Origin of the sequence: Pelagimonas sp. (assembly GCF_050633425.1) — a bacterium.
In the GTDB taxonomy this organism is placed as follows: Bacteria; Pseudomonadota; Alphaproteobacteria; order Rhodobacterales; family Rhodobacteraceae; genus Pelagimonas.
This window is the reverse complement of record NZ_JBOEGM010000004.1, coordinates 450,278-463,677: the sequence shown is the minus strand read 5'-3', so window position 1 is coordinate 463,677 and position 13,400 is coordinate 450,278. Positions and strand designations below refer to the sequence as shown.

13 protein-coding genes are annotated in these 13,400 nt (G+C 55.8%); 3 read left to right on the top strand and 10 right to left on the bottom strand.

What is annotated here, in order from left to right:
* Positions 1–11 precede the first annotated feature (11 nt).
* The gene (locus ACRBB0_RS04160) at positions 12–656 is read right to left on the bottom strand and encodes an alpha/beta fold hydrolase (protein ID WP_431373137.1); all 645 of its coding nucleotides are present in this window, start codon (positions 654–656) and stop codon (positions 12–14) included.
* Positions 653–1,252, bottom strand: coding sequence for a 2-hydroxychromene-2-carboxylate isomerase (locus ACRBB0_RS04155; RefSeq protein ID WP_431373136.1), 600 nt, complete (start codon positions 1,250–1,252; stop codon positions 653–655). The genes ACRBB0_RS04160 and ACRBB0_RS04155 overlap by 4 nt, the downstream gene beginning before the upstream one ends.
* A gap of 94 nt (positions 1,253–1,346) precedes the next feature.
* On the opposite strand from ACRBB0_RS04155, the gene ACRBB0_RS04150 reads away from it, so the two are divergent.
* The gene (locus tag ACRBB0_RS04150; protein WP_431373135.1) at positions 1,347–2,357 is read left to right on the top strand and encodes a ribose-phosphate pyrophosphokinase; all 1,011 of its coding nucleotides are present in this window, start codon (positions 1,347–1,349) and stop codon (positions 2,355–2,357) included.
* A 24-nt stretch (positions 2,358–2,381) separates the two neighbouring features.
* Here ACRBB0_RS04150 and ACRBB0_RS04145 read toward each other — a convergent pair whose 3' ends face one another.
* Together ACRBB0_RS04145 and ACRBB0_RS04140 are read right to left on the bottom strand one after the other, a co-directional pair.
* A complete protein-coding gene (locus tag ACRBB0_RS04145) occupies positions 2,382–2,885 on the bottom strand; it encodes an SMI1/KNR4 family protein (protein WP_431373134.1) in 504 nt (167 codons plus the stop codon).
* Positions 2,885–3,235, bottom strand: a complete 351-nt coding sequence (locus tag ACRBB0_RS04140; protein WP_431373133.1) for an H-type lectin domain-containing protein — start codon at positions 3,233–3,235, stop codon at positions 2,885–2,887. The genes ACRBB0_RS04145 and ACRBB0_RS04140 overlap by 1 nt, the downstream gene beginning before the upstream one ends.
* A 197-nt stretch (positions 3,236–3,432) precedes the next feature.
* On the opposite strand from ACRBB0_RS04140, the gene ACRBB0_RS04135 reads away from it, so the two are divergent.
* Positions 3,433–5,535, top strand: a complete 2,103-nt coding sequence (locus ACRBB0_RS04135) for a DEAD/DEAH box helicase (RefSeq protein ID WP_431373132.1) — start codon at positions 3,433–3,435, stop codon at positions 5,533–5,535.
* Between the two features lie 247 nt (positions 5,536–5,782).
* On the opposite strand, the gene ACRBB0_RS04130 is transcribed toward ACRBB0_RS04135, so the two are convergent.
* The 6 genes from ACRBB0_RS04130 to ACRBB0_RS04105 all read right to left on the bottom strand — a co-directional run bounded on the left by ACRBB0_RS04130 (position 5,783) and on the right by ACRBB0_RS04105 (position 12,469).
* Positions 5,783–6,205 (bottom strand): F0F1 ATP synthase subunit epsilon, encoded by a 423-nt coding sequence (locus tag ACRBB0_RS04130; protein ID WP_431373131.1) that lies wholly within the window; start codon positions 6,203–6,205, stop codon positions 5,783–5,785.
* A gap of 93 nt (positions 6,206–6,298) precedes the next feature.
* Complete coding sequence (gene atpD, locus ACRBB0_RS04125) at positions 6,299–7,723, bottom strand: F0F1 ATP synthase subunit beta (RefSeq protein WP_431373130.1); 1,425 nt, start codon at positions 7,721–7,723, stop codon at positions 6,299–6,301.
* 16 nt (positions 7,724–7,739) lie between these two features.
* Positions 7,740–8,618 carry a F0F1 ATP synthase subunit gamma gene (locus ACRBB0_RS04120; RefSeq protein ID WP_431373129.1) on the bottom strand — a complete coding sequence of 293 codons (879 nt, stop codon included), beginning with the start codon at positions 8,616–8,618 and terminating at the stop codon, positions 7,740–7,742.
* 12 nt (positions 8,619–8,630) lie between these two features.
* Positions 8,631–10,169 (bottom strand): F0F1 ATP synthase subunit alpha, encoded by a 1,539-nt coding sequence (atpA, locus tag ACRBB0_RS04115; RefSeq protein WP_431373128.1) that lies wholly within the window; start codon positions 10,167–10,169, stop codon positions 8,631–8,633.
* Positions 10,170–10,736: a F0F1 ATP synthase subunit delta gene (locus ACRBB0_RS04110; protein ID WP_431373232.1), complete on the bottom strand. Its 567-nt coding sequence runs from the start codon at positions 10,734–10,736 to the stop codon at positions 10,170–10,172.
* 983 nt (positions 10,737–11,719) lie between these two features.
* Complete coding sequence (locus tag ACRBB0_RS04105; protein ID WP_431373127.1) at positions 11,720–12,469, bottom strand: class I SAM-dependent methyltransferase; 750 nt, start codon at positions 12,467–12,469, stop codon at positions 11,720–11,722.
* Between the two features lie 73 nt (positions 12,470–12,542).
* Here ACRBB0_RS04105 and gloB point away from each other — a divergent pair, with 73 nt between their 5' ends.
* A complete protein-coding gene (gene gloB / locus ACRBB0_RS04100; protein ID WP_431373126.1) occupies positions 12,543–13,304 on the top strand; it encodes a hydroxyacylglutathione hydrolase in 762 nt (253 codons plus the stop codon).
* Positions 13,305–13,400: the final 96 nt, after the last annotated feature.

Below are 13,400 nucleotides of genomic sequence, written 5' to 3'. Positions count from 1 at the left end.
TGATGGGTGACTTAAACAACCTTTTGCGTGTCACCGCCGCGCAAAAAAGCCACCGGCATGGTGAGTTTCTCAAGCTGCCCCTCGCCCAATAGATGACATGAATCTTCCGACAAACAGGCCTCCGACGCCGCAATCATCGGCATGAGATTCACAATTGAAACGCGCATTTGGTTCGGTAGGGTTTCCCACGGTGTGCCGCCCCCCCATGCTTGGTGAAAGGCCCGTGCCATAGCAGGCCAATCCGAGGAGCCGCGCGCCTCCAGATAGGGCTGCAATTGCTCTCGGTAGCGATCAAACACATCGGTGCCGCGCGCTGCGGCAACAATCACAGGCTCGATCAGGGTCAAGGACAACACCAATTCAGGCTGCTCCATCCCCAAACGCATCGCCACAGTCGCGCCAAAGCTGTGGCCGACAATATGGCTTGGCCGATCCAAGAGCGGGCGGGCACCGGCCGTGACAGCGTCATGGACTTCGCCACGACCATCCCAGGCTGGGGTCTTGCCATGACCCGGCATATCGGGGGCAACACAACTCATCCGATCGGCCAGAGGCGCAACAACGGTCTTCCAAACCCCGCCGTGCGCCAGCGAACAATGTAGCAACAAGGCGCGGTCCGGGCCTGACCCGAACCGCCGAACGTTTACGCTGTTCAAAGATCACCCGCCAAATGCGCGTCCAGATCCTCCAACCGATCATGCCCCCAAAACCGCTGGCCGCTATCGACCAGATAGAAAGGCGACCCAAACACGCCCTTCTCCACCGCGTCTTCAAGGTTGCGACCATAGGTTTCGGCCCCGGCCAAAAGGCCACTGTCAGCCAAAGATGGATCAAATCCAGCCGCCTCAAGACAAGCCTTGATCACATCATCCTGAGAGATGTCCTTGTCTTCAACGTGACAGGCGCGCAGCACGCTATGCACAAGTGCCCCAACGTCACCTCCGCCCGCGGCCTGCGCCGCGATGATCGCGTAGGATGAAGGTGCGGCATTTGTGGGCCAAAACATCGGTTTAAGGTTAATTGGCAGGCCGGTCTTTTTCCGCGCGCGTTCCAGCTCCTGAATGCGATACTCTAGGCGGCTGGCATGGCGTTCTTTGGGCGCAGTGCCACCAGTTCGGGCGAACAAAGCCATAATATCAAGGGGTTTATAGGTAACCGTTGCCCCGTGCTTGGCTGCGACCTCTTCCATCCGCATGCCTGACAGATAGGCAAACGGTGACAGAGTCGTGAAATAATAGTCGATATGAGCCAATGCTCTTCTCCTGATGGTGTTACTGGTACGAATGCTAGGCACATGTTAAGGCGACCGCAACGTCACGAATCCGTCATCTTCCGGAGCCCCACACATGCCCACTGTCGTTGAACCCAAAATCATCTCAGGCAATGCCAACCGCCCCCTTGGGGAAGCGGTCGCCCGCCGTATGTCGCTCTATCGCGGCAGAGGCGTCAATCTGGTCGATGCCCGCATCGAACGTTTTAACGACGGCGAAGTTTTCGTCGAAGTGTTTGAAAACGTCCGTGGCGAAGACATGTATATCATGCAAAGCACGTCGAACCCTGCCAATGACAACCTCATGGAGTTGTTGGTCATGGCCGATGCGCTGCGTCGGTCATCTGCGGCGCGGATCACTGCCGTGATGCCCTATTTCGGCTATGCCCGTCAGGATCGCCGCACCAAGGCCCGCACGCCGATTACGGCCAAGCTGGTCGCCAATATGATCGCCGAAGCCGGGATCGAGCGGGTCTTGACCATGGACCTGCACGCCGCCCAGATTCAGGGCTTTTTCGACATTCCAGTTGATAACCTCTATGCCTCACCGATTTTTGCGCTGGATATCCTCAACCAGTTTGATGGTGACCTGGATGACGTGATGGTTGTCTCGCCCGATGTTGGTGGCGTGGCCCGTGCCCGTGAATTGGCCAAACGGATCAATGCCCCGTTGTCCATCGTCGACAAACGCCGCGAGAAACCCGGCGAGATTGCCGAAATGACCGTGATCGGCAATGTCGAAGGCAAGAAATGTATCATCGTTGATGACATGTGCGACACCGCCGGAACCCTGTGCAAAGCGGCTGAAGTGATCCTTGAGCACGGCGCCACCGAGGTTCACGCCTATATCTCGCACGGTGTGATGTCTGGCCCAGCGGTCGAACGGGTGACGAACTCGGTTTTGAAAACCTTGGTCCTGACCGATTCGATTCAGCCCACCGAAGCCGTGCGCGCAGCCGCAAACATCCGCGTCCTGCCAACTGCACCCTTGTTCGCGCAATCTATCCTGAACATCTGGAACGGTACGTCGGTATCTTCGCTGTTTGAAACCGACGTGCTCGGGCCGATTTACGAAGGCATCCTCTAAATATCTCGCAAAACGGTGGGCGCTCTAGTAGTGCCCACCAAATGTTTTCTGCCACAGATTTCGCGTTCCCACGTTGGTGTAGTCATTTAACAGAGACGTAAAACTCGTAGCGATAACGGTCGTGGCTTGAAAATCATGATCCCAAAAGCTCACGTTGGCTGATGGTACGCTGGTCGCAATATCTTTGTTCGAAAAGCAAAACTTGTTGCCCAAAGAATCCCTGCCAAAAACAACAAGATCATTGGGCATACCGATGTGTCGCCAATCTTCGGTTTCAACGATAATCTCTTCTGGCGTTAGAAGTGCCCAGAGATCATAGAGCGGCAAAACATTATCCACGATGGCCGAAAGCAAAACCAATCTAATTCTTGGCAAACCAATTTCCAGGACTTGATCGCGATAGTCATCGGGGAGCTTAACGTTAAGCTCGGTTTCCACCCAATCCAGGGATTTAGCTTCAACAACTGTATTGGGATAATCCGGGGCGCTTCCCCACCGATCTGATAACCTCTTTAGTGCTGAGGTCACTAGTATAGGTCCCAATCATCGTCCGACGCGACTTCTCCTATCGCGGTCCAGCTCATGCGGACGCGGGCGATGCGCGTATCTGACCAGGTCCGAAACACCAGATCACAGCCCTTTTCGGTGATCTTGTCCGCCGTAATATCCGCACGAACATTGGCCCCCTGATCCATGTCCCACAAAGACAGGCTCACTTGAACGGTTGGAATGCTGCGAAAGGGCTCTGAGAATTTGACCTTTTTGCGCCGTTCACGAGACCCATGGCCTGTCCACATGTCTCCTCCGGTGGCAAAGTCGGAAAACACTTCTTCGTTGCCCTGATCCACCCCGATGAGCGAGCCCACATATTTACGCATGATCGTTCTCTTATCTTTCTAACGGGCCTTCGCGTTTCCCGCCATACGGGTATATCGCCCTTCTGACCTAAAAGGGAATGCCAAACAGAGGTTTCAAAAGCGTTGCCATTAGCCTTGTGGCGCTTTTGGCATATACATCTGGGCCTTTGCGCTATATAGGCCAGCCCTTACCCCCTCCTCCGCCGAAAGATTCTCTGATGATTGCCCCATTGCAAGACGCCTTAACCGAACGCGGTTATGACACCCTCACAGATGTGCAAACCGCCTGTTCAAACCCTGAACTTGCGGGCAAAGACCTGTTGGTGTCCGCACAAACCGGATCGGGCAAGACAGTGGGCTTTGGTTTGGCAATTGCGCCGACGCTTTTGGGTGACGCCGTACATATGGGCCGGGCCGAAGCACCGGTGGCTTTGGTCATCGCTCCTACACGTGAATTGGCCCTGCAGGTCAAACGCGAATTGACTTGGCTATATGCCAAAACCGGAGCCTGGATCGCGTCCTGTGTTGGGGGCATGGATATGCGCGATGAACGCCGGGCACTGTCGCGCGGGGCGCATATTGTGGTCGGCACACCGGGGCGTCTGCGCGACCATATTGAACGCGGATCGTTGCAGATGGATGGCCTCAAGGCCGTGGTTTTGGATGAAGCCGATGAAATGCTTGATCTTGGTTTTCGCGAAGATCTGGAATTCATGCTTGGCGAGGCCCCCGAGGATCGCCGTACCTTGATGTTCTCGGCGACTGTTTCGCCGATGATTGCCAAGCTGGCGCAGAACTTCCAAAACAATGCCGAACGGATTTCCACCGTTTCGGGCAAACAACAGCACGCCGATATCACCTATCAGGCGGTGCGCGTTGCCCAGCAAGATACCGAACATGCGATCATCAACCTGTTGCGCTACCATGAGGCGGAAAAGGCAATTGTGTTTGCCAATACTCGCGCTGCGGTCAATCGTCTGACCGCGCGCTTTTCCAACCGTGGCTTCGCTGTAGTGAGCCTCTCTGGTGAGCTGTCTCAAAATGAGCGGACCCATGCGCTTCAAGCGATGCGCGACGGTCGTGCGCGCGTCTGTGTGGCCACTGACGTTGCTGCGCGCGGTATTGACCTGCCCAAGTTAGAGTTGGTTATTCACGCAGATTTGCCCACAAATACCGAAGCGCTTTTGCACCGATCTGGCCGAACAGGTCGCGCGGGCCAAAAAGGGATCTCGGCACTGATCGTGCCGCCAAAGATCGCCAAAAAGGCTGAGCGCTTGCTCAAGTGGGCCAAACTGAACGCGGAGTGGGTCGAAGCGCCAAGCGCAGAAGAGATCATGCGCAAGGATGAAGAACGCCTTTTGACCGATCCGGTTTGGACCGAAGAGACCACAGATGAACAAAAGGAGTTTGCTGCCAAGCTTTTGGAGCAGCATTCGCCCGAAATAATCGCAGCGGCCTATTTGAAGCTGTATCAGGCCCGGAAATCCGCCCCGGAAGAGCTTGCTGACCCCAGTGCGCGGCCCGAGCGTAAGGAGCGCAAGGAACGCGCACCCTTTGGCCCTAGCACGTGGTTTGCAGTGTCTGTTGGTCGTAATGATCGCGCCGAAGCGCGTTGGTTGCTGCCGTTGGTTTGCCGTGCCGGTGATATCACCAAGGATTCGATCGGTGCCATTCGCGTTCAGCAAAAGGAAACCTATGTCGAATTGGCTCAGCCAGCCGTGGCTGGGTTCTTGGACAAGGTTGGCGATGGTGGTGAACTTGAAGAAGGCATGACCATTCGCAAGCTCGACAAAGCCCCTGATCTAGAGCGCGGCGGCCCGCGTGGCCCCAAGCCCAAGCCCGGCGGAGGCAAACCGTTTCGTGGACGTGATGACGGGCCAAGGGGTGAGTACAAGGGCAAGCCAAAGCGTGACTTTGATGACCGTCCAGCCAAACCCAAATCCGACTATAAACCGCGTCGTGAAGACGAAAAGCCACGCGAGAAACCGCATGTAAAGTCTAGCGGCAAGGCTGTTTGGGGTGGAGAGGCGCAGGCCGGCGAAGCGGAGTTTCGAAAATCACGCGCACCGCGCGACGATACCCGCGCTGAGCCCCGCAGCGACAACAAAGGTGCGCGCAAAGAAGGCGGGCGTCCTTTTGACAAACATGATAAGAAGCCCGGAGGCCGCCCCGGTGGCAAGCCGTTTGCGAAAGGGCCCGGTGGGAAACCGTCTGGAAAGCCAGCTGGTAAGCCCAAAGGCAAGCCCGGTGCTGCGTCGGCGAGCAAGAGACTCGGCCCACCGCGCAAAGGCGGCGATGCGCGCCCAACGCGGCGCAAGTGATCTTTCGGGGCTTGTGGCGCACAAAACACTGCAAGCCCTGAGACATGGCTAAGAGGTCGGTAGGAGCACTCACTGTGCAAAACGAATTTTCGGCGAAAATTCGATCCGCGCGCCAAAACCTATGTGCAAAAGCAAATGCGTCTCGATGCTGTTTTGACGAGTGAATATCAGCGTCGTGCGTTTGAAAAATAGAAAAAGCCCCGGTTGCCGATTTGGCATCCGGGGCTTTGTTTTGGAATCGCCAGCTTTAGAGAGCGGCTTGTTTTTCCGTCAGGCCAACAGCGCCAGCAATGGCAACCATGTCATTCAGCAGCTTGGCTGCGTCATCCACGGAAGCACCGGCTTCTTTGGTCTGGGTGTAAACGGCCTGGGCCTCTTCCACCAATGCGTCATAAGTTGCCTGATCAACGTCGCCCTTGGGCAGCGCCTTCTCAGCCAGCACCGACAAGCTTTCACCGATTTCGGCAAAGCCACCAGTGACCACAAACTCCTGAACGCCTTTGTCGGTGTCCACAGTCAGGACGCCGGGGCGTAGGGTGGTGATCAGCGGAGCGTGGTTCGGCATCGCGGTCAGGTCGCCATCGGCACCTGGGATCTGCACCGATGTGACCTGCGCAGTGAGCAGGCTACGTTCGGGGCTGACCAGATCGAATTGCATCGTGTCTGCCATGTTTTATGTCTCCGTCTCCGGGGTGGCGGTGCGGGCACCGCCGGCCCCGTCGGTTAAGGAAAGATGTAGGGTGGGGTTAAACCCCACCGCCACTTAGGCAGCTTCCGCAGCCAGCTTCTCGGCCTTGGCCAGCACTTCGTCAATGCCGCCAACCATATAGAAGGCACCTTCTGGCAGATGGTCATATTCACCGGCCACAACAGCTTTGAACGAGCTGATGGTGTCTTCCAAAGGAACCTGAACACCGTCAGAGCCAGTGAATACTTTCGCAACGTCGAAGGGCTGCGAGAGGAAACGCTGAATCTTACGGGCACGGGCAACGGTCAGTTTGTCTTCTTCTGACAGTTCGTCCATGCCGAGGATCGCGATGATGTCCTGAAGCGACTTGTAGCGCTGCAAGATACCCTGAACGTCACGAGCAACATCATAGTGCTCCTGACCAACGATCTGTGGGTCCATCAGACGCGAAGATGAATCGAGCGGGTCAACCGCTGGGTAGATACCCAGTTCGGAGATCGCACGGTTCAGAACGGTCTGCGCGTCAAGGTGCGCAAAGGTTGTTGCAGGTGCAGGGTCGGTAAGGTCATCCGCCGGAACGTAAACCGCTTGGATCGAGGTGATCGAGCCGTTCTTTGTCGACGTAATACGTTCCTGCATCGCACCCATGTCAGTGGCCAGAGTTGGCTGGTAGCCAACCGCCGAAGGAATACGGCCGAGCAGAGCCGAAACTTCGGAGCCCGCTTGGGTAAAGCGGAAGATGTTGTCCACGAAGAACAGAACGTCTGTACCAGTTGCGTCACGGAACTGTTCCGCCAGGGTCAGACCTGTCAGAGCAATACGCATACGCGCACCGGGAGGCTCGTTCATCTGGCCATAAACCAGAGCAATTTTCGAGTCTGTGAGGTTATCAGGGGTGATAACCGAAGATTCGATCATTTCGTAGTACAGGTCGTTCCCTTCACGGGTCCGCTCACCAACACCCGCGAACACGGACAGACCCGAGTGCACTTTGGCGATGTTGTTGATCAGTTCCATGATCAGAACGGTTTTGCCCACGCCGGCACCGCCGAACAGACCAATTTTACCACCCTTGGCATAAGGAGCCAGCAGGTCGATAACTTTGATACCTGTCACGAGGACTTCGGCTTCTGTCGCCTGGTCTTCGAATTCAGGAGCAGGCTGGTGGATGGCGCGGAATTCGGTTGCGCCAACGTCGCCTTTTTCGTCAACCGGCTCGCCGATAACGTTCAGGATCCGGCCCAGTGTGGCTTCGCCAACTGGAACGGTGATTGGGCCGCCGGTGTCTTCGACTGCCTGACCACGAACGAGCCCTTCAGACGCGTCCATAGCAATGCAGCGAACAGTACCTTCGCCGAGGTGCTGGGAAACTTCCAGAACCAGTTTCTTGCCGTTGTTTTCGGTTGTCAGCGCGTTCAGAATTTCAGGCAGGTGGTCGCCAAATTGGACGTCAACCACGGCGCCAATCACCTGAGTGATTTTGCCTTGTGCGTTAGCCATTTCTATTCTCCGATTCTTAGAGCGCCTCGGCGCCCGAGATAATTTCGATCAGTTCGTTCGTGATGACGGCCTGACGCGAACGGTTGTACTGGATCGTGAGGTTGTCGATCATGTCACCAGCGTTGCGCGTTGCGTTGTCCATAGCCGACATCCGGGCGCCCTGTTCCGAGGCACCATTCTCGAGCAAGCCCGAGAAGATTTGTGTCGCCACACCACGTGGCAGCAGGTCAGCAAGAATGGCTTCTTCGTCGGGCTCATAGTCATAGAGCGTCGATTCAGCGGCCTCTTCCCCGTCGCTTTCGTAAGCGGCCGGGATGATCTGCAGCGCAGTTGGGTCTTGGCTGATGACGGAGTTGAACTTCGAGAAGAAGATCGTCGCCACATCAAATTCATCAGCATCAAAACGCGCCAACACATCGCGAGCGATGTCCTGAGCGTTGGAATAGCCAAGACGCTTGACCTCGGACAGGTCGACGTGACCGACGAAATTCGCCTCATAGTCACGCTTCAACTGTTCGCGGCCTTTTTTGCCAACAGTGAGAATTTTCACTGTTTTACCTTCGGCCAGCAGCTGTGCAATGCGGGTACGGGCAAGTTTAACGATGGAGCTGTTAAAGCCCCCGCACAAACCGCGTTCGGAGGTCATGACCACCAGCAGTTGCACATCGTTTTTGCCTGTGCCGGCCAAAAGGCGCGGCGCGCTGTCGCTGGTACCAACACCAGCAGCCAGCGATCCCATCACGGCGTTAAAGCGGGCGGCATAAGGGCGCGCCTGCTCGGCTGCTTCCTGGGCCCGCCGCAATTTTGCGGCGGCCACCATTTGCATGGCCTTTGTGATCTTGCGGGTCGATTTGACCGACTCGATCCTGGTTTTTAGGTCCTTGAGACTGGGCATCGCCTGATCTCCTTACGAGAAATCTGCGGCGAATTCGTCCAGCGCAGCTTTGACCTTGTCAGCGAGCTCACCTTTGACCTTGCGGTCGTTGTCGGTGATGTCGGCCAGCAAATCAGCGTGCTTGCCGCGCAGATGCGCCAACATGCCAGCTTCGTAGCGGCCAACGTCGCTTACGTCCACTTTGTCCAGATACCCATTGGTACCGGCGAAAATGGCGCAGACGATTTCAGCGTTGGTCAGTGGCGAGTACTGAGCCTGCTTCATCAGCTCGGTCAGACGTGCACCACGTGCCAGCAGCTGCTGGGTTGCGGCGTCAAGGTCGGAACCAAACTGCGCAAACGCAGCCATTTCGCGATACTGAGCAAGACCCAGTTTAACCGGACCAGCAACCGAAGACATCGCTTTGGTCTGAGCCGAGGAGCCAACGCGCGAAACCGACAGACCGGTGTTCACAGCAGGGCGGATACCTTGGTAGAACAGTTCGGTTTCCAGGAAGATCTGACCGTCGGTGATCGAAATCACGTTGGTTGGAATAAACGCGGAAACGTCACCACCTTGGGTTTCAATGATCGGCAGAGCGGTCAAAGAACCGGAACCGTTGTCTTCGTTCAGCTTGGCCGAACGTTCCAGCAGGCGCGAGTGGAGATAGAAAACGTCACCAGGGTAAGCTTCACGGCCGGGTGGACGACGCAGAAGCAGCGACATCTGGCGATAAGACACAGCCTGTTTGGACAGGTCATCATAGATGATCAGCGCGTGGCGGCCATTGTCACGGAAGTGCTCGGCCATCGCGGTCGCGGCGTAGGGTGCCAGGAACTGCATAGGCGCAGGGTCAGAAGCGGTCGCGGCAACAACGATCGAATAGTCAATCGCGCCTGTTTCTTCGAGCTTTTTAACCAGCTGAGCAACAGTCGAACGCTTTTGGCCAACGGCAACATAGATGCAGTAAAGCTTCTTGTTTTCGTCGTCGCCAGCGGCTTCGTTGTAGGATTTCTGGTTCAGGATCGCGTCCAGAGCAACGGCAGTTTTACCGGTCTGACGGTCACCAATGATCAGCTCACGCTGGCCACGGCCAATTGGGATCATCGCGTCAACGGCTTTGAGGCCAGTCGCCATCGGTTCGTGAACCGATTTACGCGGGATGATGCCCGGTGCTTTTTGGTCAGCAATCAAACGCTTTTCAGTTTTGATCGGACCTTTGCCGTCGATCGGGTTACCCAGACCGTCAACAACGCGACCCAGAAGTTCGTCACCGGCAGGAACGTCCACGATGGAGTTCGTACGCTTAACGGTGTCGCCTTCTTTAATGTCACGGTCAGACCCGAAGATAACGATACCGACGTTGTCGGTTTCGAGGTTCAGGGCCATGCCCATGATACCACCGGGGAATTCGACCATTTCACCGGCCTGGATGTTGTCCAGACCGTGGACACGGGCAATACCGTCCCCCACGGAAAGCACACGACCAACCTCAGCAACTTCGGCATCTTGGCCAAAGTTCTTGATCTGGTCCTTTAGGATCGCAGAAATTTCTGCTGCTTGGATACCCATTTATCCGACCTCTTTCATTGCATTCTGGAGGGAGTTGAGCTTGGAGCGGATCGACGTGTCGATCATCTTCGAGCCCACCTTAACGACAAGACCGCCAATGAGGCTTTCATCGACGGTCGCATTGATTTTAACGTCTTTACCGACGCTGGCTGTAAGCGTGGCGGCGAGTTTGGTTGCCTGAGCATCGGACAGCGCAGTTGCTGATGCGACGTCTGCAGTCACTTCGCCTTTTTCTTCGGCCAGCATGTCACGCAGGTTTGCGATCAAATGCGGCAGAACAAACAAGCGGCGCTTTTCAGCCATCAGGCTCAGCGCGTTGGCGACGGCCGGGATAAGGCCCATCTTGTTGGCAATCGCCGCCACGGCCTGACCTTGTTCTTCACGGCTGTAAACCGGCGACGAAATCAATTCGCGCAGGTCAGCGCTGTCGTCCAGCGTTGCCGACAGATCATCAAGGTTGGCTTCGAGCTTGGGGAGATCTTTCGACTCCTGAACAATCTCGAAGATGGCGGTGGCATAGCGCACGGCGATGCCGGAGGAAATCGATGCAGATTCTGACACGTCCACCCTTTCGATATTCAGCCCCCGTGACGCGGCGGGGATCCGACGCATCCGAGGGCATTTCGACCCCTTGATTTGTACCAAGAGACATAAATCGACGCGGATGTAACAGAGCTAATCAAACCTAGCAACATACTAAGGCATATTTAACTTTAGGGCTAAACCCATGGAAATCAGGGACTTGGACAAAAGTGCGACTTTGTGCGCGTTTACAAGATGCATCTATTTTTGACTTTTTCGAGAGAATCCCCCCTTTGGGCCCGATTTTTCCCTGTTCGGTCCCAAGATTACGAGGCCCACAACCGACACCCAGGCCGGGCATTTTCGCCAAAATTCTGTGACTGATTCCCAATCGCGCTACGATCCGCGCGACCGTTAACCAAGCCCTTGGCAAACAACAGCTTCCCCTCAAGTCGACACAGTCCTCGGGGGTATTTGCCGTCTGGGTTCGCCGGCAATCAGTTTGGCCGCTCGTTTGGGGCTGTTTTTAAAGCGCGAAGGCTTGGATAATGACACCCAAACGGATCGAAATAACTCCGTTGGAGTCGTTGGTGGTGGCCGGGAAACAGACGCGACTGGCGCATCATGTTTGGCGTGGCTTCGCGACGATCCGACCAGAGGTCGGACCTTTCAAGCGGGTATGCGCCGCCTGATTATCGAAACAGGCGAATTCACGTCAGATCGACCAACGACGTTTGGTTCACCCCATTACGTCCCCCTATGAGAGAGCGAAGACTCGCCTCCGGTTACAAAAGGCAACTACAGCATTTTCTGGTGTCCGTAACGTTACAAGTCCTCGTGACAGCGCAAAACCACCCTTCAGGCATGGAAGCTGTCGCGGGTGCCGGTGATTTTCGATTGGCGATCGGAACGTTCTGTTTGGTTTCTGGCCCCTATGTATTTGACGAAACGCCTGAAACGCAGACGAAACGCCAGAAACGCACATGGCTGACTTGAATGTGACTATGGCAAAGATCGCCCCTGCTGATTCAGGCAGGCTCGGCGACCTTTCCGGGTTTCGGCGCAAGCACATCCAATGGGCTGAGAACACGTGCTGCTTCACCAACGCCCCGGTGGCGCGGTGGATGGCGTTTGGATGCCAAAACCATCATCACCCCACCGGCCATAACGGCAGGAATGGCGCGGCCTGTCTTTTCCCAAAACGGCCCGGTTTTCATCCAGAAGCGCCGGGTTGATGGCGGTTGGTAAAGAACCGACACATGCGCCTCGGGGACAAAATCGTGCTTTTTGAGCTGCGCTTCAAGCTGACCAGACGTGTAGGGACGCCCAAACCCAAACGGTGTTTGATCTGCACGCGCCCAAAGCCCGGTCCGATTTGGGACAATAAACAACGCCTGCCCGCCCGGGCCAAGAACGCGATAGGCTTCTTCCAGAACCTCGGTCGGATTTTGCGATGTTTCCAGCCCGTGCATCAAAATCAACTTATCAACATGACCGGTTTCCAAGGGCCACAGCGTTTCTTCGCATAAAACGCTGACATTTTGCATACCAGCGGGCCAGGGCATCACACCTTGCGGCCCCGGCATCAACCCAACAACCCGCCGTGCGTCTGGCAAGTACGGCCGCAGCATCGGGACAGCAAAGCCATATCCCGCAACGGATTGCCCCTTGGCTTCGGGCCAAAAGCTGAGCACTTGATTACGAATAATCTTTTGCGCCGCACGCCCCAGCGCGTTGCGATAATAGAAATCCCGCAATACTTGTACGTCTAGATGCATTGCAGCCCCATTGCAGCCCTTTGGCAGATGCGTCACTCTGGGGTTAGTTTGTCATTGCCCGCGAGGAAAGACCATGCCCTTTGAAGTTGTCACGATCCCCTGCCTTGAAGACAACTATGCCTATTTGGTCAACGGTCCCGATGGTGTGGCCATCATTGACGCCCCCGAAGCCGCCCCAATTATTGCAGCGCTTGAGGCGCGCGACTGGAAACCCGGTGTGATCATGCTGACCCATCACCATTGGGATCACGTACAAGCCGTGGATGAGTTAAAGGCCAAATATGGCTGCATGGTCATGGGCCCCAAGGAAGAAGAAGACAAACTGCCCAAACTTGACTTTGCCTTGACCGATGGGTTTTCGGGAGGCTCCGAGGAAGGCAAGTGCGAGGTAATTTCTGTTCCTGGTCACACCCTTGGACATGTTGCGTTCTATTATCCCAAAGGCGGTGCGGTGTTCACCGCGGACAGTTTGATGGCCTTGGGCTGTGGGCGATTGTTCGAGGGCAGCGCGGATATGATGTGGGACAGCCTGTCAAAGCTGGCCTCTCTCCCGCCAGACACCATGGTTTATTCCGGTCATGAATACACCGAATCCAATGCAAAATTCGCGCTCTCTATTGACCCTGAGAATGCGCAGCTTATCTCCCGAGTCCAAGACATCACTGAGGCCCGAGCCGAAAACAAACCGACGGCGCAAGTGCCTTTGTCGCTGGAATTGGCCACGAACCCGTTTTTGCGACCCGCTGATCCAAGCATCCGCAAAGGGCTAAACATGGACGACAACACCGATGCGGAGGTCTTTGCCGAAATCCGCGCCCGTAAGGACAATTTTTAGCGGAAATCACGTCCTGTTACGGAAATGCGCGGAAAGTGAAGCGCATTTTGGCAGAAAAAACTTGAAGCTTGGCGTTAATCGACCAAACTTTAACTT